At 30.5% G+C, this 22,709-nt stretch carries 25 protein-coding genes and 2 pseudogenes; 8 read left to right on the top strand and 19 right to left on the bottom strand.

Translation table 11 applies throughout. The annotated features are described in order from the left end of the window. Positions 1–11 precede the first annotated feature (11 nt). The 3 genes and pseudogenes from CQA42_RS07340 to CQA42_RS07330 form a co-directional block, all read right to left on the bottom strand. On the bottom strand, positions 12–365 hold the full coding sequence (locus tag CQA42_RS07340) for an ABC transporter permease subunit (RefSeq protein ID WP_258865597.1): 354 nt from the start codon (positions 363–365) through the stop codon (positions 12–14). Between the two features lie 134 nt (positions 366–499). After that, positions 500–1,352 (bottom strand): annotated as a pseudogene (gene pstC / locus CQA42_RS07335) (phosphate ABC transporter permease subunit PstC). A 95-nt stretch (positions 1,353–1,447) separates the two neighbouring features. Beyond that, positions 1,448–1,870, bottom strand: coding sequence for a substrate-binding domain-containing protein (locus CQA42_RS07330; RefSeq protein ID WP_258865594.1), 423 nt, complete (start codon positions 1,868–1,870; stop codon positions 1,448–1,450). A gap of 263 nt (positions 1,871–2,133) precedes the next feature. On the opposite strand from CQA42_RS07330, the gene CQA42_RS07325 reads away from it, so the two are divergent. The 6 genes and pseudogenes from CQA42_RS07325 (at position 2,134) to CQA42_RS08290 (ending at position 6,231) form a co-directional block, all read left to right on the top strand. Continuing rightward, a complete protein-coding gene (locus CQA42_RS07325; RefSeq protein WP_115584045.1) occupies positions 2,134–2,340 on the top strand; it encodes a carbamoyltransferase N-terminal domain-containing protein in 207 nt (68 codons plus the stop codon). Positions 2,341–2,380: 40 nt separating this feature from the next. Continuing rightward, positions 2,381–3,295: pseudogene (locus tag CQA42_RS08485) on the top strand (carbamoyltransferase N-terminal domain-containing protein); the annotation flags it as partial. A gap of 225 nt (positions 3,296–3,520) precedes the next feature. Continuing rightward, positions 3,521–4,285 carry a carbamoyltransferase C-terminal domain-containing protein gene (locus CQA42_RS08480; RefSeq protein ID WP_309544427.1) on the top strand — a complete coding sequence of 255 codons (765 nt, stop codon included), beginning with the start codon at positions 3,521–3,523 and terminating at the stop codon, positions 4,283–4,285. A gap of 83 nt (positions 4,286–4,368) precedes the next feature. Continuing rightward, the gene (locus tag CQA42_RS07315) at positions 4,369–5,619 is read left to right on the top strand and encodes a hypothetical protein (protein ID WP_115584043.1); all 1,251 of its coding nucleotides are present in this window, start codon (positions 4,369–4,371) and stop codon (positions 5,617–5,619) included. Further along, positions 5,616–6,044, top strand: a complete 429-nt coding sequence (locus tag CQA42_RS07310; RefSeq protein WP_115584042.1) for an SxtJ family membrane protein — start codon at positions 5,616–5,618, stop codon at positions 6,042–6,044. The genes CQA42_RS07315 and CQA42_RS07310 overlap by 4 nt, the downstream gene beginning before the upstream one ends. A 37-nt stretch (positions 6,045–6,081) precedes the next feature. Then, positions 6,082–6,231 carry a DUF5989 family protein gene (locus CQA42_RS08290; protein WP_181881523.1) on the top strand — a complete coding sequence of 50 codons (150 nt, stop codon included), beginning with the start codon at positions 6,082–6,084 and terminating at the stop codon, positions 6,229–6,231. Between the two features lie 127 nt (positions 6,232–6,358). On the opposite strand, the gene aspS is transcribed toward CQA42_RS08290, so the two are convergent. Both aspS and CQA42_RS07300 read right to left on the bottom strand, forming a co-directional pair. Then, complete coding sequence (aspS, locus tag CQA42_RS07305) at positions 6,359–8,107, bottom strand: aspartate--tRNA ligase (protein ID WP_115584041.1); 1,749 nt, start codon at positions 8,105–8,107, stop codon at positions 6,359–6,361. A 43-nt stretch (positions 8,108–8,150) separates the two neighbouring features. Further along, positions 8,151–9,098 carry a chemotaxis protein gene (locus CQA42_RS07300; protein ID WP_115584040.1) on the bottom strand — a complete coding sequence of 316 codons (948 nt, stop codon included), beginning with the start codon at positions 9,096–9,098 and terminating at the stop codon, positions 8,151–8,153. A gap of 90 nt (positions 9,099–9,188) precedes the next feature. Here CQA42_RS07300 and ligA point away from each other — a divergent pair, with 90 nt between their 5' ends. Beyond that, positions 9,189–11,132, top strand: a complete 1,944-nt coding sequence (gene ligA, locus CQA42_RS07295) for an NAD-dependent DNA ligase LigA (protein ID WP_115584039.1) — start codon at positions 9,189–9,191, stop codon at positions 11,130–11,132. On the opposite strand, the gene CQA42_RS07290 is transcribed toward ligA, so the two are convergent. From CQA42_RS07290 to CQA42_RS07225, 14 genes are read right to left on the bottom strand one after another with little or no spacing between them, the layout of a single operon-like run. Then, positions 11,115–11,711, bottom strand: a complete 597-nt coding sequence (locus tag CQA42_RS07290; RefSeq protein WP_115584038.1) for an isoprenylcysteine carboxylmethyltransferase family protein — start codon at positions 11,709–11,711, stop codon at positions 11,115–11,117. The genes ligA and CQA42_RS07290 overlap by 18 nt on opposite strands. Before the next feature lie 16 nt (positions 11,712–11,727). After that, complete coding sequence (locus tag CQA42_RS07285; RefSeq protein ID WP_115584037.1) at positions 11,728–12,228, bottom strand: DUF2147 domain-containing protein; 501 nt, start codon at positions 12,226–12,228, stop codon at positions 11,728–11,730. Further along, complete coding sequence (locus CQA42_RS07280) at positions 12,229–12,738, bottom strand: YhcH/YjgK/YiaL family protein (protein WP_115584036.1); 510 nt, start codon at positions 12,736–12,738, stop codon at positions 12,229–12,231. 23 nt (positions 12,739–12,761) lie between these two features. Beyond that, a complete protein-coding gene (locus CQA42_RS07275; RefSeq protein ID WP_115584035.1) occupies positions 12,762–13,328 on the bottom strand; it encodes a hypothetical protein in 567 nt (188 codons plus the stop codon). Beyond that, positions 13,325–13,891: a D-sedoheptulose 7-phosphate isomerase gene (gene gmhA / locus CQA42_RS07270; RefSeq protein ID WP_115584034.1), complete on the bottom strand. Its 567-nt coding sequence runs from the start codon at positions 13,889–13,891 to the stop codon at positions 13,325–13,327. The genes CQA42_RS07275 and gmhA overlap by 4 nt, the downstream gene beginning before the upstream one ends. 1 nt (position 13,892) lies before the next feature. Beyond that, the gene (rfaE1, locus tag CQA42_RS07265) at positions 13,893–15,281 is read right to left on the bottom strand and encodes a D-glycero-beta-D-manno-heptose-7-phosphate kinase (RefSeq protein WP_115584033.1); all 1,389 of its coding nucleotides are present in this window, start codon (positions 15,279–15,281) and stop codon (positions 13,893–13,895) included. Beyond that, positions 15,278–16,282 (bottom strand): ADP-glyceromanno-heptose 6-epimerase, encoded by a 1,005-nt coding sequence (rfaD, locus tag CQA42_RS07260; protein ID WP_115584032.1) that lies wholly within the window; start codon positions 16,280–16,282, stop codon positions 15,278–15,280. The genes rfaE1 and rfaD overlap by 4 nt, the downstream gene beginning before the upstream one ends. Before the next feature lie 26 nt (positions 16,283–16,308). Next, a complete protein-coding gene (locus tag CQA42_RS07255) occupies positions 16,309–16,821 on the bottom strand; it encodes a D-glycero-beta-D-manno-heptose 1,7-bisphosphate 7-phosphatase (protein ID WP_115584031.1) in 513 nt (170 codons plus the stop codon). Between the two features lie 14 nt (positions 16,822–16,835). After that, positions 16,836–17,534, bottom strand: coding sequence for a sulfite exporter TauE/SafE family protein (locus CQA42_RS07250; RefSeq protein ID WP_115584030.1), 699 nt, complete (start codon positions 17,532–17,534; stop codon positions 16,836–16,838). A 10-nt stretch (positions 17,535–17,544) separates the two neighbouring features. Next, the gene (locus CQA42_RS07245) at positions 17,545–18,588 is read right to left on the bottom strand and encodes an LptF/LptG family permease (RefSeq protein ID WP_115584029.1); all 1,044 of its coding nucleotides are present in this window, start codon (positions 18,586–18,588) and stop codon (positions 17,545–17,547) included. Between the two features lie 17 nt (positions 18,589–18,605). Then, positions 18,606–19,355: an A24 family peptidase gene (locus CQA42_RS07240; protein WP_115584028.1), complete on the bottom strand. Its 750-nt coding sequence runs from the start codon at positions 19,353–19,355 to the stop codon at positions 18,606–18,608. After that, positions 19,355–19,999: a protein-L-isoaspartate(D-aspartate) O-methyltransferase gene (locus CQA42_RS07235; RefSeq protein WP_115584027.1), complete on the bottom strand. Its 645-nt coding sequence runs from the start codon at positions 19,997–19,999 to the stop codon at positions 19,355–19,357. The genes CQA42_RS07240 and CQA42_RS07235 overlap by 1 nt, the downstream gene beginning before the upstream one ends. Continuing rightward, complete coding sequence (locus tag CQA42_RS07230; RefSeq protein ID WP_115584026.1) at positions 19,996–20,724, bottom strand: carbon-nitrogen hydrolase family protein; 729 nt, start codon at positions 20,722–20,724, stop codon at positions 19,996–19,998. Before CQA42_RS07230 ends, CQA42_RS07235 begins: the two co-directional genes overlap by 4 nt. Beyond that, on the bottom strand, positions 20,714–21,751 hold the full coding sequence (locus CQA42_RS07225; RefSeq protein ID WP_115584025.1) for a ribonucleotide-diphosphate reductase subunit beta: 1,038 nt from the start codon (positions 21,749–21,751) through the stop codon (positions 20,714–20,716). Before CQA42_RS07225 ends, CQA42_RS07230 begins: the two co-directional genes overlap by 11 nt. Positions 21,752–21,907: 156 nt before the next feature. Between CQA42_RS07225 and CQA42_RS07220 the strand changes: the two genes are divergently transcribed. Further along, a complete protein-coding gene (locus tag CQA42_RS07220; RefSeq protein ID WP_115584024.1) occupies positions 21,908–22,660 on the top strand; it encodes a hypothetical protein in 753 nt (250 codons plus the stop codon). Positions 22,661–22,709 lie beyond the last annotated feature (49 nt).

The raw sequence follows: 22,709 nt of genomic DNA, 5'->3' as shown, positions 1-22,709 counted from the left end.
TTATTGTTTTGTTAGCTTTTTGGCAATAAAGTTTGAAAGTCACAGGCGGTAGCATAGGCTTGATTTATATGCAATCCTTCACTTGAGAGTGCATACATATGCACAGACAATGTGCGTCCAGATTCTAAAAGTCCAGCGATCTGTGCTACAGAACCAGAAGTATAAAGAAGTGCAGCAGATTCTCCTACGATTTTGCCAATACTTAAAATCATTCCTGCTAAAATCCCTGGTGTTGCTGCAGGTAAGATAATAGCAAAGATTGTTTGCAACTTACCAGCACCAAGTGCAAAACTTCCTTCCCTAAAACTCATAGGCACAGCGATTAATGCCTCTTGACTTGAACGCAAAATTAGTGGCAAAATCATAATGCTTAGTGTAAGCACACCTGCTAAAAAGCTTGTTTTTAACCCAAAAATAAATTACAAATGCCAAATATCCAAAAAGCCCATAAACAATTGAGGAATCCCTACAAGTGTTTCACTTGCAATTGAAATAAGACTTAGAATCTTGCTTTTTTATTAGCATATTCTACAAGAAAAATAGCACCAAAGATTCCAAGAGGCATAGTAAAAAGCACTACTGTATTTGCGATAAGCACTTCTCTTTGCAAACCCTGTGCATAACCCATTTCTACGACTATATTTGTTGTAAGTGTTCGCACACCATCTAAGATTGAGCTTGGGATTTGCACTTGATTACCAGCTACCATAATTACCGACATTGCCTCACCAATAGCCCTTCCTGCACCTAAAATAACAATTGCTAAGATTCCAGACTTTGCTGCAGGAAGTAGTGCAAAAAATACTGCTCTCTCCTTGCTAGCTCCAAGTGCGAGTGCACCCTCAAGATATGCTTTAGGCACATTATCAAGTGAGGCTTTTGATACAAGAATAATTGTTGGCAAAATCATAATACTTAGCACAAGTGAGGCCGCAAGCACGCTTTTACCAGAAGTATCAAAGCTTGTAGCAATAAAAGGCACAATTACTACAAGTCCAAAAAATCCATATACAACCGAAGGAATCGCACCTAGTAACTCAACTGCAGGCAAAATAAAATATTTAAGTTTCTGCGGACAAAATTGTGAGAGAAATACCGCACAAAAAATCCCAATGCTTACCCCAAAAAATAATACTAAGTGCTGTGACATACAGACTGCCTACAATCATTGGCAATATCCCAAAGATTTCCTCCTCAGGATACCACTCACTCCCAAATATAAAATCAAAAAAACCAATTTGTGCAATTGTAGGGATTGCATTTGTAAAAAGAAAAAGGCAAATCATACCTACTGCAAAAATTGAGATAAGCCCACAAAGTGCAAAAAGAGCCTTAAAAATAGTTTCTTTCATCATATTCCTTTAAAAGCGTATCTTGTATAAAAATTTTTAAAATAAAACAAAATATCCACCTAAGAATCTAAAAAACCCTTTATTTCTTTAATAGCTTACTTTAACTTATCCCAGTTAGTTATCTCACCTGTATATATTGCTTTTATTGCATCTTTTGAGAGATTATCTATCGTATTTGCTTTATTTACTATCACAGCAAGCCCATCGATAGCTAGCACTTGCACTTTTATACCCTTGTTAATCTCTGCACTCTTAAGTTCTCTTGAAACCATACCAATATCTGCTATCCCTTCAAGCACGGAGTTTATACCTGTTGTAGAATCAGATTGTTGGATTTCTATGCTTACATTTGGGTTTATATTCTTATAAGATTCTACGAGCTTTTCCATTAGCGGTGTTATAGAGCTTGAACCAGCAATGACTATCTTTCCGCTTTTTTTAGAGCTAAATTTTGTGCTTTTTGTAGCGATATAGCCGGCTTTCTCAATCACTTCTTTTGCACTGATAGAATAACTCAAGAAATCTTCTATAAGCGGGTTTGTATCTTTTGTTATGATATTAAATGGACGTGAGATTTTATAGCTTTTGTTGTTTATATTTTCTATATTTGGTGTGATACCATCTATTTTAGCGCTTTGATTGTAGGCATATTTTAAGCATAAAAGGACTGATATATTATTTTAAATATTAAACCATACCAATATCACAAAAAACTTTATTGCTAAAATCTCAAATTTTCTGTATGATTGTAGCTTTACTTACTCTTATTTCAAGGCTATGTATGTATATTTTAGGGATCTCTGCTTACTACCATGATAGCGCAATATGCGTATTACACGATGATAAGATACTTTTTGCACTCCAAGAAGAGCGTCTCTCTCGCAAAAAAGGCGATGAATCTTTTCCAAAGCTTGCTTTAATTTCTGCACTTAATTTTTTGGCTTTAAATAAAAAGACGATAATGGGGGGGGGTAGAAACAGCCTCTAATAATGGCTTAGTAGAATCTAATTTTTTAGATTCTACTTTTTCTTTAGATTCTATTGATTATTTTGTTTTCTATGATAAGCCATTTTTAAAATTTGAGCGATTACTTGAGACTTACCTAACAACTGCACCAAGAGGATTTGCTAGCTTTATTAAAGCTATTCCAGTGTGGCTTAAAGAAAAGCTATTTTTAAAAGAAACACTTGCAAATGAGCTAAGTGCAGTATATGCTACAATTTATCCACACAAAAGCAAAAATGAAATAAAGGCTTTTAAGAAAAAAGTAATTGAGCGCTTACGTTTTAGCGAACACCATTTTAGCCATGCAAGCGGAGCATTTTATCCAAGCCCATTTACAGAATCTGCCATTCTTACGATTGATGGCGTGGGTGAATGGAGCACAACAAGTATCGCCAAGGGTGAAGACAAAAATATAGAAATTTTACAAGAGCTTCATTTTCCACATTCTTTAGGGCTTTTATATTCTGCATTTACATATTATACAGGCTTTAAGGTGAATTCTGGTGAATACAAAGTCATGGGATTAGCACCATATGGCACACCAAAATATAAAGAGTTAATCAAGCAAGAACTAATAGATATAAAACCCGATGGAAGTTTTAGATTAAATATGAAGTATTTTTCCTACACTTATGGGTTAAAAATGACAAATGCAAGATTTGATTCATTATTCTTGCACTTAAAACGAAATAGCGAAAGCATGCTAACACAAGAGCATATGGACTTAGCTGCCTCTATTCAGGCTGTAACTGAAGAGGTGATGCTTTTATTGTCTTGCACAGCATTAAAGATTGCAAATTCTAAGAATCTATGTCTTAGTGGCGGTGTTGCACTAAATTGCGTAGGAAATGGAAAAATATATAAGAATCTTAAAAATGAAGGCATACTTGAGGGGCTTTGGATACAACCTGCAAGTGGTGATGCAGGAAGTGCGATAGGTTGTGCTCTTGGGTTTTATTATGAATTTTTAAAAGAGCAAACATATATAGAATCTAAAGAAAAGTTTCTTAACTCTACCAATAAATCTCCTGCAACACAACAAAATTCTAAGGTTTATAATAAGAAAGATTCTACAAATATACAATTAAATGTGCATTATAAAACAAAAGCAATACATAGTAATTTATCCCATATTGCTGCATTGCCTACAGATCCACTTACTATGCTAAAAGATTCTATGCAAGGTGCGTATCTAGGGCTATCTTTTAGTAATACTGAAGTTAAAGCTATATTAGATTCTCTTGGTGCAGTTTATGAATATCTACCATTTTCAAAAGTGATTGAGCTTACTGCAAATGCTTTGAGTGAAGGAAAAGTGATAGGCTGGCATCAAGGTAGAAGTGAATTTGGTCCTCGTGCTTTAGGGGCACGTTCAATTCTTGGTGATGCGCGCAATACCACTATGCAAAAACAAATGAATCTTAAGATTAAATACCGAGAATCCTTTCGTCCCTTTGCTCCAAGTGTATTATTTGAACATATAAGTGAATATTTTGAGATTGATTGTGCATCACCATATATGTTGCTTGTCGCACCTATAGCAGAATCTAAGCGTAAAAAAATAAGTAAAACAGAAGAAAAATTATTTGGGATTGATAAGCTAAATTGCATTCGTAGTGAGATTCCAAGCGTTACGCATGTAGATTATTCAGCACGGATTCAAAGTGTGCATAAAGAGACAAATCCTCGCTATTACGCACTTTTAAATGAGTTTTATAAGCTTACAAATTGCCCTGTGCTTGTAAATACTAGTTTTAATGTCCGAGGAGAGCCTATCGTTTGCACGCCAGAACATAGCTTTGCATGTTTTATGGGCTGTGAAATGGATATGCTTGTTATTGAAGATTTCGTGCTTTATAAGGAAAAGCAAAGTAAGGAAAATATGTATAAATACAAAGATTTAAAAGAATCCTATGAGCTTGACTAAAGATAGATTCTTAAAAATAGCTACAAAGGCTATTAGAGTTACTTTTAGATTCTATGCAAATATAAATTTTAAAAGGAGCAATAATGAATATATCACTTAGATCGCTTGTATGTAAGCCAATATTTTATTTTATCGCGCTTATGCCATTAAGTGCGATATTGCTTAAACTTGATGGTGTATTTATGCGTGATTATGGTTTTTCTATAATACCTTATTTTTGGATTGAACTTTGTTTGTTTGGAGTAATCATCTTTGCGCTATTGCATACAAAAAAATATAAACTTTTCTTTGTATATATAAGCATTATTCCATTGTGTCTATGTATAGGCGAGATTTGGGGATATTTATATAAACCACAAAGCACAAATAAATGCCAAATACAATCCTTAGGAAATTATAATACTGATTATATGACACAAGATTCCACTACAGGCTACAAAGCAAACCCAAATATAAAAGCCTCTTCAAAAAGAATGAATGGAGATGAAGTAATTTATGATGTGATATATGAAAGCGGGGAAAATGGTTATCGAAAAACTCCAGATTCTAATCTTGCTTCTAAAAAATGTATAGTGCTTTTTGGAGATAGTTTTACTATTGGTGAAGGCGTGCAAGGCGATGAAACGCTTGGATACTATATCAATAGATATCTTAATTATTCCTATAAGATTATAAATCTTGGATTTCATGGATATGGACCTCATCAAGCCCTTGCATTGTTAAAAAATGGCATAGTACAAGAACAAACAAAAGATTGCATAGAAATAATAGCTTTTTATGAGAGTCTTCCTCAACATATAGAACGTGCAAATGGGATTAGTCCTTGGGAGGATTCATATGCTCCTAGATTTAAGCTTAGTGATGGAAGGATTGAATGGATAAACAAAGAAAAAAATTCTTGGATAAAAATCAAAAATAAAATTTTTCATCAACTCAAAAAAAGTTATTTCTTTGTATATCTACAACCTCGCTATAAGCCTAATAAAACTTACAATGACTTATATTTTGGGATTTTAAATGAAATAGATAAAACACTGCAAGAGCAATTTGGCACGCGATTGCACTTTGTCCTTATAGATTCACATAATCTAAGCGATAAGAATGAGTTGCAAGATGAAAAAGCCATTAAAGAATGGCTTGCAAATCAAGATTTTCCTTATTTTTTTGCAAGTCATATGATAGATGATTTTGCAAGAAATCGCCTTAAATATGCTATTCATCGTTGTGATTTGCACCCAAATATGCTTATGAATAATCTTCTTGCTAAAAAACTTGCACAATTTATAGAATCTAATGCAAATCCTATTATTTTAGATTCTAGGATTACAAAATGAATACACTAAAAGCCCTGCAAAGACACTTTGCACAAATTTTAAACAAAAATATCAGCACAAAAGATTTACGCATCTTTTTAGGAATCTGGTCTATTATATGCCTTATTTTTGCACTTACTCCATTGCTAAATGGTGTTCAAATGCGTCTTTGGCTTCTTGTGATATGTGCATTTTGCATAGCTTGCTTACCCTACCCTACAGCACTTCGCCCTATATATCGTATATGGCTTATTTTTGGTGAGATTATGGGATTTTGCATTTCACGCACAATCTTATTTGTGCTATTTTTTGGGATTTTTACACCAATTGCAATTATCTTTCGTATTGTTGGACGAGACTGCCTAACTCAGCAATTTGAACGCGATAAAAGGAGTTATTTTATCGAAAGAAGAGAGAAAATGCACTCAATGAAAGAGCAATTCTAATAAATTATTTTGCAATCAATAAAAAAGGAGTAAGTTTATGAATCTTATTAAAGAGCTTTGGCGTTTTTTACGCGCAAGAAAGAAATTTTGGTTATTTCCACTTATATTAGTCATGCTTTTTCTTGGTGCGCTTATCGTGCTAGCTCAAGGCAGTGCAGTAGCACCATTTATTTATACGATTTTTTAAAATTTAGAAAAACTTGCCTCTTGCTAGGCAATTTACAAGAAAGGTGTTTATTTGGAGTTAAAAAGCTGCTAAAAAAGGGTAAATTGAGAATAGCAGGCTTAGATTCTAAAAGAATCTTTTTAAAAAATTAAGAACTGCTTTTTTCTTTAAATCTAATATTTAATTCTCTCAACTGCTCGCTACTTACGCTACTTGGAGCATTTGTAAGCAAACAAGTAGCTTTTTGTGTTTTTGGAAATGCTATAACATCTCTAATACTATTTTGTTTTGCAAGCAACATCACCAATCTATCAAGACCTATTGCAAATCCACCATGTGGCGGGGCACCATAGCTTAATGCATCAAGCAAGAATCCAAATTTCTCATTTGCTTGTTTTTCATCAATACCAAGTATATTAAATATCTTTTTTTGAATATCAAGCTTATGATTTCTGATACTTCCACCACCAAGCTCGATTCCATTTAATACTACATCATAGGCAATAGAATTCATATTTAAAGGATTCTCTTCATCAATATTACTTGGCATTGTAAAAGGATGATGCAAAGCTTTTAGTCTATTATCACTATATTCAAACATAGGAAAATCAACAACCCATAAAAATTTAAATTCATCTTTATTAATAAGATTCATAATAGAGGCAATTTTTAACCTCAACCTTCCCATATAATCCCATATCAAGTGCTTTTCTCCTGCACCAAAAAATACAATATCACCATCTTTTATATCTAATAAATCTTTCATTTTTTTCAAAGAAGAATCACTTAAAAATTTTATAATAGGACCTTTTAGCTCACCATCTCTAGCTTGAATATAGGCAAGTCCTTTAGCACCAAATTTGCGGACAAAATCATCACATTCACTAAGCAATTTTCTACTAAATTGACTATCCCCATTTGGCACTCTCAAAGCTTTAAATCTATTTTTATCTAAATTACTTGCAATATTTTTAAAAATATCATTATTAGAATCTACAAAACACTCGCCAACATCAACCATAGCCAAATCAAATCTCAAATCTGGTTTATCGCTTCCATACTTTTCCATAGCCTCATGATATGACATACGAATAAATGGCACTTGTATAGAATACCCACAGATCGCAAATATATCTTTTAGTAAAGTCTCTGCGACTTCTATTACATCATCTTGAGAACAAAAACTCATTTCAACATCAATTTGACTAAATTCTGGCTGCCTATCTGCCCTCAAATCCTCATCCCTAAAACATTTAGCAATTTGAAAATATCTATCAAAGCCAGCTACCATAAGTAGTTGTTTGAATAATTGCGGACTTTGTGGCAAAGCAAAAAATTCACCATTATGCACACGGCTAGGCACTAGATAATCTCTAGCACCCTCTGGAGTAGCTCTAGTTAAAATTGGAGTTTCAACCTCTAAAAAATCCATATTTGAGAGAGATTCTCTAGCTTTAAGCGATATATCACTTCTTAGCTTGAAAGTGTCAAATGACTCTTTTGAACGCAAATCCAAATATCTATATCTAAGCCTTAGCTCTTCATTTGTATTTAAATCACCTATTGTAATTGGTGGAGTTTGGCTTTTATTTTCTATAACAAGAGAATCTAATACAACCTCGATTTTTCCTGTCTTTAGCTTTGGATTTTCTAAGCCATCGCCACGACTTCTAATGACGCCACTTGCTATCAATACAAACTCATCTCTAACCAAACTTGCATTTTCATAAGCAGGGCTAGAAGGGTCACAAACAAGTTGAATAATACCACTTTTATCTCTTAAGTCAATAAAAACAACGCCACCATGGTCTCTATAAGTATTACACCATCCACAAAGTGTTACACTCTCTCCAATATTTTTTTCATCTAAATTACTACATAAATGTGTTCTAAGCATAAAAATATCCAATCAAAATTTAATTTTGCGATTGTAGCAAAAACTACAAACTAGTATGTTCTAGAATCTTTCTTAATTCAAATTCAAGCTCAATAGGCTTTAATTTAGTGATAAATGCGTCTGCCTTCAAAGATTTTGCCATTTGTATATTTGAATCACTGCTCATTGAAGTGCTAACTATCACAGGTATATGCTGAAATCTTTTATCATTTTTCATTTGTTTTAATACTTCAAAACCAGATATTACAGGCATCTCCAAATCCGTGATAACTGCTCCAATTGATTGGACATTATCACTTTGCTCTAAAAACTGCAATAATCCCTTTCCATTTGGAAAAGTATAATATCTAAGCCCAAACTTTTCTAATATAAATTGCATTGATTTTGTAACAGATGCAGAATCTTCGGCTAGCAAAATAATCTTATTGCTATTTATGCGCTCAAGTGTCTGCATGCCAATACTTTCATCACCGCTAACCATAGGAAATACTTCACTAAGCATTTTTTCTACATCTAGAATCTGAATAATCTTACCATCATCAAATTTTGTAGTAGCAATGACTTTACCATTTTTTTGGAATCCATACTGACTTCCAGTAATCACTTCATTCCAATTTCTTTGTATGATTCTTTTTACAGAATAAATCTTAAGTCCAACCGTGTATCCACTAAATTCACAAATAACAACAAGTTCTTTACTTGAATTAATGGAAAATTCTTTAAGGTTATTGACTTTAGATTCTGGATTATAAAAAAGCCATCTTCGCAAATCAAGCAGCGGAATAGATTCACCGCGCATAGTAATAAAACCAAGCACTACACCATTATCTTCACCCTCTGTTTTAGTGATAACATCAGTATAATGAACTACTTCACGAACCTTAAATACATTTGTAGCATATAATTCACCATCTTCTTCAATTAAAAAACATAAAAATTGGACTTCATTAAGCAAATGCAACTCTGTATTTTCTACTATTTTACTTACCAATTTTCTTTCCTTATCAACTTTATCTCCTTAAATAAAGATTTGGATATTATATAATTTTAACTTTAAAATTTTGTATTTAAAAAGAGTATTATGGATTTTCAAACTTATAAAGAAAAAACAGAACTTTTAAAAAAAATGGCTCATCACTATTATGTTTTAGATGACCCGATTACAAGTGATGATGAATATGATAGATTGTATTTTGAATTAGTAGCTTATGAAAAAGATAATCCAAATCACATAGATAGCACTTCACCAACACAAAGGGTTGGTGATAAGATAAAAGAAAATTTTGAAAAAATTACACATATTGAGCGAATGTGGAGCTTAGATGATGTATTTAATTTTGATGAATTGAATGCTTGGAAAAATAGAATCAACAAATATGATACAAATATTACTTTTATGTGTGATGCAAAATTTGATGGAGCAAGTTTGAATCTCACATATGATAAAGGTGTATTAATTAGTGCTGCAACAAGGGGTGATGGAAATACAGGAGAAAGCATCTTAGAAAATGCAAAAATGATAAATTCTATCCCTCTTAGCATTCCTTATCTTGATAAAATCGAAATTAGAGGTGAAGTTATCATCAATAAATATGACTTTGAAAAAATAAATAAAGAAAGAATGCAAAATAATGAAAGTATATTTGCAAATCCTAGAAATGCCGCATCAGGTAGCCTAAGACAGCTAGATTCTAAGATCACAAAAAAAAGAAAATTAAAATTTATTCCTTGGGGTTTTGGATATTTTGATATTGATGAAAATAGTTTTTTTAATAGATTAAATATGATTAAAAAATTTGGCTTTATAGATACAAAACTAAGCACTAAATGTAATAATTTAGATGAAGTAGAAGCATTTTATAATAAGCTAATTTCAATTCGACATACATATGATATCATGCTTGATGGTATGGTAGTAAGACTTGATAGTTTAAATTTACAAAATTCACTTGGATATACAGCTAAAAATCCAAGATTTGCCGTAGCTTACAAATTTCCACCTATTGAAAAACAAACAAAGATTCTAGATATTAGTTTTAGTGTTGGTAGAAGCGGAGTAATTACACCAGTTGCGGAGCTAGAACCTATAAATATAGAAGGTGCAAGCGTAAGTAGAGCTACATTGTATAATTTTGAAGAGATAGAAAAAAAAGATATAAGAATTAATGATAATGTATTAATAATAAGAAGTGGAGATGTAATACCAAAAATCATAAAACCCATAAAAGAGCTAAGAAATGGAAATGAGATAAAAATCAGCAAGCCATCTTTTTGTCCAATATGCAATAGCGAGCTGTTGGTAGAAAATATACTTATAAAATGCCAGAATCTACAATGCAAAGCAAGGGTGAAAAATTCTATCATTCATTTTTGCAGCAAAAAAGCTATGAATATGATGGGGCTTGGCGATAAGATAATTGATTTTTTATTTGAAGAAAAAATCATAAATAATATATTAGATATATACAAAATCACTAGAGAAATGCTTGAAAACAAAGAGGGCTGGAAAGAAAAAAAGATACAAAATGTATTAGATTCTATACAATCAAGCAAAAATATCGAACTATGGCGATTTATCAATGCCTTAGGGATAGAACATATCGGTGAAAATGCAAGCAAAAAGCTAGTTGAATTATTTGGATTTAGAATCTTTGATATAAGCTATGATGAATTAATAGCAGTAGATGGCATAGGAAGCGAAAGTGCAAAGTCATTAACTATTTTTATGGAAACAAATAAAGAACTAATAAATGAATTATTAAAGATAATACAACCAACAATAGAAAAAAACAATGGCATACTAAATGGAGAAATAGTCGTTATTACAGGCACACTTTCAATAAGCAGAGATGAAATGGCAAAGAGATTGGAGAATCTAGGTGCAAATATAAGCTCAAGTATCAGCAAAAAAACCACTATGCTCATAGCTGGAATTAATGCTGGTAGCAAGCTAGATAAAGCACGTGAGCTTGGTATTAGAATCTTAAATGAATATGAATTAAATATCCTAATAAATCATAATTAACACAGGCAAGAATCCAAGATTCTGCAATATTGATATTATATATATAAAAAGAGCTCCAAGAAGCCATACAAATGCTCTTTTTATTTCTTTATGCAAGAAAAATGGTCTAATCTCCAATCTCTCACTATATTTAAATCTAGAAAAATCAGGAAAGAATCTAGGTGTGTTTTTTAAAAATTCCTTATAAGAATCTCCAAATTTATCACTCAAAAATCTTTCTTCCCCTAAAATCGTGAATCTATATATAAGCAAAAATAATATTGCCCCTACTATCACTAAAATCAATTGTCCTTTTAAAAATAAAATTCCAAGCAATCCTACAAAAGAAAAGAAATAAAGCGGATTCCTGCATACTCTATAAATACCATCACTAACAAAACTATTGCCATCTCTTCCGCCATTTTTTATCCCACCAATATACAATGTAGCATAAAGCCTGCCTAAGATTCCAATAAATAATAAAAAAATACCAATGATATTAAATAAGCCTAAATAGTTAAGTTTTGGAGCACTAAAGATAATCCATACTAAAAAAAATACACCAAATATCCATTGCCAAAACATTCTATCAAATCTCAAAACAAGTCTCCTTTAATTAATTATCTATACCACTAAAATCTGGCATCACTTCATCTTTGATATAAAATTTTACATCATCTTTTGAAATATACTTATAAATCCGCTTTGAACCAAGCATGCCGATATTATCTACACTAATGATAAAAATAAGTTCATTGCATTCTAGTTTCAAACGAGTATGAAATGTCTTTCCTATATTAAAATCATAATATCTGCCATTTATGTATGAATTGCTTGCATTACGCTCTAAATTATAAATATAAACACTGCCTATAATAGCTCTATCTCTTAGAGAATATTTATCATTATTTACATCATTTTGACTAGGCAAGGAATCTAAAAATACAACTTTATAACCAAAATATTTACCATCTTTTTTTATAATCTTTACAATAGCACTTCTGCCTGTTATTTCATCTTTTGGGCTTAGCCAATATCCAGTTATATCATTTATACTAGGGCAATCATTGCTATATGCAAAACAAATAAAAATAAAAATTATGGCGAATTTAGACATCTAAAAATAAAATTTTAATAATTTATGTGGAACTTTAATAACACTTTTATAGACTATATCACAATCAACCCTAAGCCCACCTCTATGCACATCATATGGAAAAAATACCGCTAGAGTATTTTCTTTTAATAGTATCTTTGATGTATTATTATTTTTATGATACAAAATGACATCTTTATTTTCATCATATTCACTAGAAATCTCAAAATCATTTATACTGCCAAATTCCATATATTCAGCACCTTTTATCATAAGCTGAAAATCAATATATTTATTATGAGATTCAAAATTTCCATCATTTACTTTATAGCTTTGCTCAATTGCAATCATTCCAAAACCTATATCTACTCTATTTTCTATCCTATCATTTTTACAATCAAGATTAGTAATGCGTTTATAAGTATCTAAATTAGAATCTAGAGATTCTGATAAATATTTATACAAAACTTGCAAAGCCTCGCTTTTATTAAACATCATTTCAAGATTATAAAGATTGCCAACTAATGCCATTTATATCCTTTGTTTAAATACTTCTAATCTATTCTATTTAAATAAAAGAAACCATTGCCAATTTCAACATCTGATGCACAGAATCTAGAATCTAAATTTATAGAATCTTCAATTGCTATTTTTTCTATCTTTATTACTCTTTTTGTTGAAAATAACATATTCCATATTTCAAATTTTTCATTAGCAAAAAACTTCAAAAATAATCTCTCATATATTTTTATGCAATTAGTGCAAAATGGAAGCTCTACATTATAAAATAATTTATTTGAGCTATGCCTTCCTAATCCTACTTGAAAATCAAACAATCTATTGCTTGGAATCTTAGCTTTTAGTATCGTAGAATCTTTATCATATATACTCCAAAGCTCATTACAATTACAAAAATGAACAAAAGGCTTATTGTGTTTTATGTATTCATTTGGATGCATTGTATGGCTATAGATGACACAAGGATATAAAATATTTTGTGGTGTTAGGATATATATAAAATATTTGCCAAAAAATATATCTGCGTATTTTATTATTATCCCATCTTTTGCTTTATCTAAAAAGAAATCTTGCATATTAGGAAATACTATCTCACTACTCATGCAAGTTCTCTCTCTAAAATATCACAAATCGTATGCTCAATAATCAAATGCATTTCTTGGATTCTAGGGGTATTTGAGCTTGGAATAACAATATTTAAATCACAGCAAGCATTTAGCTCACCGCCTCCTTTGCCACTTAATCCTACTACACTACAACCTTTTGATTTAGCCACATTTACTGCTTTTATGATATTAGCAGAATTACCACTTGTAGAAATTGCTAGCAAAACATCTCCATATTTTGCCAGTGCTTCAACTTGTCTTGAAAAAATAAATTCAAATCCAAAATCATTACCAATAGCAGTTATTGCTGAAGTATCAGTGCTAAGAGCCACACAACTTATAGCTTCTCTATTTAATTTATATCTACCACTTAATTCTGCTGCGAAATGTTGAGAATCTGCAGCTGAACCTCCATTTCCACAAACCATTATTTTATTACCAGCTTTTAATGCCTTAATCATAATATCACAAGCTTTAGATATATCATCAACTAATAATTTCAAAGTGCTTTGAGCAGTATCAATATGTGAAAAAAACTCACTTTGTATAAAATCTTTCATTTTAAATTCCTTTGATTTTATTAATAATATTTGTTGTGCTTTTATTTGCTACAAAATCAACAATCCTTACATCTTTGATAATATCACTACCGACAACCTCTTTATCCTTATAATCTCCACCTTTTACCAAAATATCTGGTCTTATTTCATTGATTAGATTATAAGGTGTATCTTCATCAAAAAGAATCACAAAATCAACACAAGACAAATTTTTAAGCATAAATAATCTATCATCTTGGTTATTAATAGGTCGATTATCACCTTTTAATTTATGCACAGAATTATCACTATTTAATCCAACAACCAAAATATCACCAAAACTTTTTGCTTCTTTTAGATATGTTATATGTCCGCGATGCAAGATATCAAAACAACCATTTGTAAATACGATTTTTTTGCCATCTTTTTTTAGATTCTTAATTAGCAATTTATCATCAATATATGATAAATCGTAATTATAATTTATTATTTCGCATAATTTTGCAGTTGCACTACCAACTTTACCTACAACTACAGCTGCTGCTGCATTTGCAAATTTTGCACTCTCATTTATATCAAGCCCACAAGATAGCCCAAAAGCAAGAGCTGCTATCACACTATCGCCTGCACCTGTTACATCAAATACTTCTTTAGCAAGAGTTGGAATCTTTATCATATCATCACCAAAAATAGCCATACCATCTTCACTAAGGGTGATAATTGAATATTTTAAATTTAACTCATTTTTTAGCCTAAACCCTGCTTCAAAAAGAGAGGTATTAGAATCTATTTTAATATTAGTTGCACTTTGGGCTTCTTTTTTATTTGGAGTGATAATGGTTGCATTTTTGTATTTTGAATAGTCTATGCCTTTTGGGTCGCATAAAATTGGCTTATTATATTTATTTGTTAGAGTGATTAAATCTTGTGTAAATTGCGTAGGTAGAGCACCTTTTGCATAATCGCTTAAAATCACGCTATCAAAATTTTGAATACTTAAAGCTATATCATCTAAAAGAGTAGAAAAATCAAAATAAACCTTATCGCATTCTTTATCAACTCTCATTATTTGCTGATTTTGTGCTATTAGTCTTGTTTTTTTAATCGTATGATAATTTGATAAAATTTTTATAAATTTTGTATCAATATGGATATTTTGTAGCATTGATAACAGAATCTTGCCATCATAATCATCACCTATAAAGCCACACAATGACACATTTGCACCAAAAGCTAAAAGATTATTTGCTACATTGCATGCACCGCCTAGACGATTATTTTCATCTTTGATATTTAATACAGGCACAGGTGCTTCAGGTGAAATTCGACTACATTCACTATAAATATAGCTATCAAGCATCAAATCACCTACAACTAAAATATTTGGCTTGTAATTAAATAAATCATTCATTTTGTATCTTTGTATATCCTTTTTATTTCATCAATATAATCTTTTATTCCAGATTCTAGAGTATATCTAGGCTCATAAAATAAATCTTTTATAGTTTGTGATATATCTGCTTGTGTATGATTTTGATAAAAGCTATAAGGATTTTTTATATATTCTACTTCAAAATCACCAATATGCAATTTTAAAATATCTACAATATCATTAAAACTTCTAGCAACTCCACTTCCTACATTGTAGATTCCGCTTTTATTTACTTCTATGGCTTTTATATTTGCTTGAACTACATCTTTGATATATACAAAATCCCTAATTTGCTCACCAAACTCAAATAACTTAACCTTTTTGTTTCTTAGGGCTTGAAGAGCAAGCTGTAATATCATTGACGCGGTAGAGCCTTTGAAATATTCCCTACTTCCATATACATTAAAATATCTAAGGGAAATAATTTTAAAATTTTCATCTTCATTATTTTGAATAATTTCACGAAGTTTCATATCCATTAATAGCTTTGAGAATCCATATGCATTTTCTGGAGATTCTCCACTACCGACTATATTTGGAGCTTTTGAATTGCCATATGTCGCAGCAGATGATGCATAAATCAATACCCCTTCACTCTCTTTTATCTTATTTATAAAATAATCCAAACTCTCAAAATTTGTCTTTATTATCAATTCTTGATTTTTGCAAGTAGTATCAGAAATCGCACCTTCATGAAAAATATAATCAAATTTATATTTATCTAATTTTTTCAAATCATTGCTATTTGCCAAATCTCCAACTATAACTTCACCTTTAAAATTTAATAGATTTTTAAAATGCCCAAGCGAAGTTAAATTTCCATTTTCAAAAGTTGTATTATCTCTAAATTTATCAAATATAAATATTTTAGATTCTCCATGATATCTATTTAGATAATGCACTATATTACTACCAATAAACCCTGCTCCACCTGTAATTAAAATATTTTTATCTTTTAAATCATCATAAATATATTTCACAATACACCCTTCATATATAAAAAAGATTATTTTATTATACTATTTACTTGATAAAGAGAATCTACAACAAAATCCGCTTTTGAAGCTACATTTTTTGTAGAAAACAAGATAGTTGTATTTATGCCACTATTTATACCAGCTTCAACATCGCTTTCTTTATCGCCAATGATATAAGATTGCTTTAAATCTATATCAAAATCATTCAATGCTTGCTTTATCATCCCAATATTTGGCTTTCTGCATTCACATTTAAAATCTACATCATGAGCACAATAATAAATCTTATCAAAAGAAAATCCAAGCCTAGATTTTAAATCATCTTGCATAAATGAACTTAATTTTAAAAAATCCTGCAATGAATAATATCCTTTGCCAATCCCAGATTGATTTGTAACGATAAATAGCAAATAACCTTTGTTTTTACAAGATTTAAATAAATCCAAAAACCCATCTACATATACAAAATCTTCTATTTTATAAATATATTGTGTATCAACATTTACAATGCCATCTCTATCAAAAAATACAGCCTTTTGCATAATTCCTCTCTATTTTAAGAAAATAAGATTCTAAAACCTTTTATAATAGTCCAAACACCAAAAATTAAAATCAAAATACCAAATATTTTATTCATAATATTTCTATATTTTATACTGGATAAAAATGAATTAAATAATCCAAATAAAACCATAGGCACAAGCGTAGCTATACCAAATATGAACATGACAATAGCACCATTAAAGATTCCACCACTTACACTTGCACTAAGAGCGAAAAAATATACTATACCGCATGGAATAGCACCATTTAATAAACCTAAAAAATAAAAGCTAGATAAATTATTCTTACTCAAAAAATAAGAAAAAAGTTTTTTAAAGATTCTATTATTTATTATATTTATCTCAAAAAAAGCCAATACCTTAGGATTTAGCAAAAAAAAGATTCCAAACAACATCATAATAAAACCAATGATTATAAAAACACCGCCTTTTGTGCTTTGTGATACAGCAATTCCACTGCCTAAAAATGCACTTATTGCACCGATAATCATATATGTAGTAATTCTTCCAAAACCATATATAAAATGCGAAGCAAATCTCTTAGCCCTGCTTTGCACTCCAATCCTGCTATATGCCATCACTATCCCACCACACATTCCAAGGCAATGTGAAAATGAAGCACTCAAAGCTATAATAAAAATAGAAATATAATTTGCATTTTCTATCACAAAATGTCCAATATTATGATCCAACCTCGCTCCTTTAATAAAATTTTAAAATAAATCGCCTATAAAGAATATATGATACAAATCCCCATAATAGCAATAAAATAGGAATCCCAAGCAATGGAATATTGCTTGAAATAATATATGTAAATGTATAAAAAATAAGGATTGATACAATGATATAAAGATAAGAAAAATTTTTATGGAATCTAGGATTTGCGATACCAAATAAAGGAAGCAAAGCGATACTAAACAAAGGAAAAAGTGATATTAAAACAGATTGTGAAAATAGCTGCGATAATTTTTTTGAGCTACCATCAAAAGCTTTGCTCCAATAATCAAATAAATCATAACTTCTAAGACGTGCCTCGCCTAATTTATTCCTAACAATCATATTTTCAAATATAATTTTTTTAAAATTATCACTATCTGCAATATAAGCTATACCATTATGCAAATCCATTTCAAAAACACCAAAAGCATTTTTTGCATTGCCTTTATTTGCAAGAATAAAACTTTCAAATTCCAAACCATTCTTAGAAAATAAGACTAGATTTTGATATTCTCTATTTTCAACATTATCTACATAAATTAGCCAATTTCCAAGCTGCTGCCCAAACTCACCAGGCTTGATATTTACATCTATATTTGTTTTTTTTTCATCAATAAAATTTCTATAAGCAGAATTAGATAATGGCACGATAGCAAGGGAAAAAATAAGCAAAGTCATACTGATTAAAATACTAATTGGCAAAAATACTTTTATTATTGAACTAGGGCTAATGCCTAATGAAAAAAATACTAATAATTCATAATCATAAGATAATTTTGATAGAGACAAAACTGCTGTGGCAAAAAAAGTTATTGGAAGTATGAAAAATATACTATTTGGTAAAGAATATAAATACAAATATAGCAACTCACCAAAAGATATTTTTACAACAAATGTAACCCCTGCAATGCCTATTAAAACTACTATTGATGATATAAAAAATAAAATAATAAAAAATACAAAAAATAATTTTGCAAATGATGAAAATAAATAATACCTTACACTATTGTGAAAAAAATCTGTAATCATAACTCTTTAGACTTCATTTAGGCTTGGATAATATAATTTTCAATATAGGCATTAAAAAACTCTGGAAAAAATAAAGTTGGCAATGTTCCTAAAAATAAAAATGGAACAAATGGGACTTTGTAATCCTTTTTAGATAATATCAATAATACAACTAAAGCAAACAATGCCGATAAAAAAATAGCAAAAAATGTGATTTTCCACCCAAGTAATGCCCCCATTGTTGCGATAATGATGATATCTCCCTCACCTAAAACATCTTTTTTAGTTATATTTTGCATAGCAAATCGAAGCAAAGTCATAAATCCTGCCAAAGATAATGCACTAGCTACAACAAACAAAAAATCTCCAAAATGCAAGATTCCACCAATTAATGCAAATATAAATGCAGAAAAATTCACGCTATCTGGCACTTCTAGTGTTTTTAGATCAATTATGCACAAAGCAAAAAATAATAAAACACTAAGAGCGATAAATAATGCCGCGAAGCTATATCCAAATTTTAAATAAATAGCATATGCAAGGACTGCTGAAACAGATTCTACAATAGGATACATAATAGAAATTTTACTTTTGCAAAATCCACATTTTCCGCCTAAAAATATATATGATAAAACAGGGATATTGTGATATGGTTTTAGTTTATTTCCACAATGAGGACAGCTGCTTGATGGGAGTATTACACTTTTATTTTGAGGGATTCTAATAATTACGACATTTAAAAATGAGCCAAAGCAAAGCCCAAGCAATATTGCAATCAAATCTAACATCAATAATTCTCCACATTATTCTTTATAAGGACAAATGAGCACTCACCCTTAATGTCTAATAATTGTAATTTTGAATTCTTTTTTATAAATCGTTTTATCACTTGTTTATCATTAGATTCTATCATCGGGGCTACTAGGATTCCACCTTCTGCTAATTGACTTGCTAATTTATCTGATATATTTGAGGCTGCTGCAGAAAATAATATCCTATCAAATGGCGCATACATCTCCCAGCCATTTTGTCCATCATCAAATCTAATGCTAACATTCATAATATCAAGAGTTCTAAATCGCTCTGCAGCTTCTCTTCTTAGCTTATCAATTCTCTCAATACTAAATACTCTTCTAAATAATTTAGACAAAATTGCAGCTTGATATCCGCTACCACAACCAATTTCAAGCACGCTATCACAGCCATTGCTTTCAAGATATTCTGTCATTTTTGCAACCGTGAAAGGTGAGCTAATAAATTGATTTAGCCCTATAGGCAATGCATCAAGATTATATGCATTATGATGCATTGCAGAAGGCACAAAAACCTCTCTTGGCACTTTAAGCATTGCTTCTTTTACTTTTGGTGATAGTTTAAATTTAGAATCTATATTATCTACCATACGTTCTAGTTGGCGATGTTGAATACTCATGCAAGCCCTACATTGATATATTTACGCATTTTTTTAATTTCGCTTAAATCTACTTCGCTAGATACTACTTCTCTTTTATCATTTTTGATAACAACACCAAAAGGAGAGATTATAGCACTTCCTTTAGCCATAGAATAATTTGCAGAATCTGCACAAATAACAAATGCTTGATTTGCAATAGCCAATGCCCTACTTAAAGTCTCCCAATGCTCTTTTCTCTCCTTGCCCCATTGACCTGGAACAAATATAATCTCTGCACCGCGTATAAGATTCCACAAATGCGGGAATCTAATCTCAAAGCAATTTAATGCTCCACATTTAATACCATCAATATCAAATAAACAAATCTCACTTTCTTTACCACTGCCAAAGTGATGATGTTCATTGCCAAGTGGAAAAAGCTTACTTTTTGTTTGTTTATGCACCATAACACCGCGTGAAAAGACTTTTAGATTATTCCAATATTTATTATTGTATTTTTCTATCATTGTAGTTACTATAGTCTTATCTTCGCTAGCTTTTATAAGCCTTTCTGTTGCTATTTTTGAAAATTCACTTGCTTTATCCATTCTTTGATAACAAAATCCGCTAATAGCAACCTCTGGAGTTACAATGATCGCATTTTCACCACAACCTTTTGATATATTTTCGATATTTTTTAAATTGTCTTCAAAATCAAATTTTGTTTTAAGCTGCAGAGCATATAGCCGTTTATTAAAAGTCATCAAACGAAATACTCCCTTTTGAATAGTTTGTAACTTTAGATTCAAAGAAATTAGCTTTTTGATCATTAAAGCTACTAAATTGATCTACCCATTTTATAGGATGTTTTACATTGTAGAGTTTTTTCATACCAACTCTCTCTAATCTCTCATCAGCTAAATATTCTATATATTGTCTAATAATTTCTATTGTTAGCCCTAGAATCTGCCCTTGTGTGATATATTCACCCCAAGAAGATTCTAAATCTACAGCTTTTCTAAACATCTCAATCACTTCTTCTTCTAATGATTTGGTAAATAAATCTGGTCTCTCTTTTTTTACAGAATTAATGAGTGATGAAAATAGCACAAGATGAGTTACTTCATCTCTTTGAATAAATCTAATCATATTTGCACTTGCAAGCATTTTTCCACTTTTTGCAAGTGTATAAAAATATGAGAATCCCGAATAAAAATATATGCCCTCTAGAATCTGATTTGCAAAAAATGCCTTTAATAAATTTTGTTCTGTTGGATTCTTTGCCAAATCCATATAAACATCTGCTATATGATCATTTTTATTTCTTAGCTCTACATCTCTACGCCACATTTCATATATTTCATCGCTATTATCACTGATTGCTTGCACCATAACATCATAACTTTGTGAATGCAAAGCCTCTTCATACGCTTGACGAACCAATATCAAATTAAGCTCTGGGCTTGTTATGTATGGATTTACATTGTCAATTAGATTATTTGTTTGTAAAGAATCCATAAAAATAAGCTGTGCTAAAGCCCTATCATAGCCAAGTTTTTCTTGCTCTGTTAGTCCGCTTACATAGTCTCTTTTATCTTGTGCCATGCCAACTTCTTCTGGAAACCAAGTATTTGCAAGCATCACTTTCCATAGATTGTAAGCCCATTGATATTTAATCTTATTTAAATCAAACATACTTGTTGGATCGCCATTAAATACCTTTCTTTCATTTACACTTTCACTAGATTCTGGATTATAAATCTTTTTTCTTTTAGCAATTTTATCACTCATAAATTTCTCCTTGGTAGATGCAGTTTGTTTATGATGCTTCAATTTTAAGTAAATTCGCATTATACAAAAAAACTATTATATAATTAAAATCAAAAACAAGCTACATAATAATAAACAATTAAAAGCTATTGTAAAATCTAAATAATAAGGCGTTAAATGAAAAAATCTCCAGATTTAGTATTTGAATCTTATGATTTTAGCTCTAAATATTTCTCAAAAGAGATACATTCACCATTTACTATCAAAAATAGTGAGATAAAAGCACTAGATTCTAGTCGCCCACTTGGCATTAGCGGACATTTAAGGGCAAAAAATGAAGTCTTTAGCATAAAAGAAGCTATAGATTCTGCTATGCCTGCTCTTGATGAATTAATAATCACAATCCAGCCATATATAAATGAAAGTGGCATTGATGAGACTTATAAAATAGCAAAAGAGGCAAAAGAAAGATATGGGGATAAAATAAAACTATTTTACTACACACTACAAACAGGCACATTTATCGGCTCACACATAAAAAATGATGATAATAGTTGCAATGACAATAGAAGCATCCATAGTTTTGCACATTATTCAAATTTTGGATTAAAAGAAATAAGCTATAAATATTATATGAAAATTGATGCTGACCAAATATATTTTACGCAAAAATTACTTGAACTAAGAGAAGCAATACTCTCAAGTGATATTTATACAAAAGCCAATCGAAGCTTTTTTGATAAAGTAATAGGCAAATTATGTAATCCATTTTATAATATCTTGGTTAGAATCTTGCCACTTAAAACTTATGTAAAATTAGTAACTTTGATAAACAAAAAAGTGAGCTTTGGACTTAGTGGAATCCAGCTTACACTTCATCAATCTGCACTATTAAATAGGGGGGGGGCAGCAGCAAGATATAGAATCTAGCATAAATAAGATTCTATGTTCTCCATTAAAAAAATCGCTTTTAAAAAAA

It is taken from the genome of Helicobacter sp. MIT 99-5507, assembly GCF_003364295.1.
In the GTDB taxonomy this organism is placed as follows: domain Bacteria; phylum Campylobacterota; class Campylobacteria; order Campylobacterales; family Helicobacteraceae; genus NHYM01.
Note: the sequence above shows the minus strand (reverse complement) of the source record. Positions and strands in the feature narration are given on the sequence as shown.

Bases quoted from the DNA above. Each gene is read 5' to 3' on its own strand.
- CQA42_RS07340 (WP_258865597.1), bottom strand. From the start codon at position 365: ATGATTTTGCCACTAATTTTGCGTTCAAGTCAAGAGGCATTAATCGCT.
- CQA42_RS07325 (WP_115584045.1), top strand. From the start codon at position 2,134: ATGTATATTTTAGGGATCTCTGCTTACTACCATGATAGCGCAATATGC.
- CQA42_RS08480 (WP_309544427.1), top strand. From the start codon at position 3,521: ATGCTAAAAGATTCTATGCAAGGTGCGTATCTAGGGCTATCTTTTAGT.
- CQA42_RS07315 (WP_115584043.1), top strand. From the start codon at position 4,369: ATGAATATATCACTTAGATCGCTTGTATGTAAGCCAATATTTTATTTT.
- CQA42_RS07310 (WP_115584042.1), top strand. From the start codon at position 5,616: ATGAATACACTAAAAGCCCTGCAAAGACACTTTGCACAAATTTTAAAC.
- CQA42_RS08290 (WP_181881523.1), top strand. From the start codon at position 6,082: ATGAATCTTATTAAAGAGCTTTGGCGTTTTTTACGCGCAAGAAAGAAA.
- aspS (WP_115584041.1), bottom strand. From the start codon at position 8,107: ATGCTTAGAACACATTTATGTAGTAATTTAGATGAAAAAAATATTGGA.
- ligA (WP_115584039.1), top strand. From the start codon at position 9,189: ATGGATTTTCAAACTTATAAAGAAAAAACAGAACTTTTAAAAAAAATG.
- CQA42_RS07285 (WP_115584037.1), bottom strand. From the start codon at position 12,228: ATGTCTAAATTCGCCATAATTTTTATTTTTATTTGTTTTGCATATAGC.
- CQA42_RS07280 (WP_115584036.1), bottom strand. From the start codon at position 12,738: ATGGCATTAGTTGGCAATCTTTATAATCTTGAAATGATGTTTAATAAA.
- CQA42_RS07275 (WP_115584035.1), bottom strand. From the start codon at position 13,328: ATGAGTAGTGAGATAGTATTTCCTAATATGCAAGATTTCTTTTTAGAT.
- gmhA (WP_115584034.1), bottom strand. From the start codon at position 13,891: ATGAAAGATTTTATACAAAGTGAGTTTTTTTCACATATTGATACTGCT.
- rfaE1 (WP_115584033.1), bottom strand. From the start codon at position 15,281: ATGAATGATTTATTTAATTACAAGCCAAATATTTTAGTTGTAGGTGAT.
- CQA42_RS07255 (WP_115584031.1), bottom strand. From the start codon at position 16,821: ATGCAAAAGGCTGTATTTTTTGATAGAGATGGCATTGTAAATGTTGAT.
- CQA42_RS07245 (WP_115584029.1), bottom strand. From the start codon at position 18,588: ATGATTACAGATTTTTTTCACAATAGTGTAAGGTATTATTTATTTTCA.
- CQA42_RS07240 (WP_115584028.1), bottom strand. From the start codon at position 19,355: ATGTTAGATTTGATTGCAATATTGCTTGGGCTTTGCTTTGGCTCATTT.
- CQA42_RS07235 (WP_115584027.1), bottom strand. From the start codon at position 19,999: ATGAGTATTCAACATCGCCAACTAGAACGTATGGTAGATAATATAGAT.
- CQA42_RS07230 (WP_115584026.1), bottom strand. From the start codon at position 20,724: ATGACTTTTAATAAACGGCTATATGCTCTGCAGCTTAAAACAAAATTT.
- CQA42_RS07225 (WP_115584025.1), bottom strand. From the start codon at position 21,751: ATGAGTGATAAAATTGCTAAAAGAAAAAAGATTTATAATCCAGAATCT.
- CQA42_RS07220 (WP_115584024.1), top strand. From the start codon at position 21,908: ATGAAAAAATCTCCAGATTTAGTATTTGAATCTTATGATTTTAGCTCT.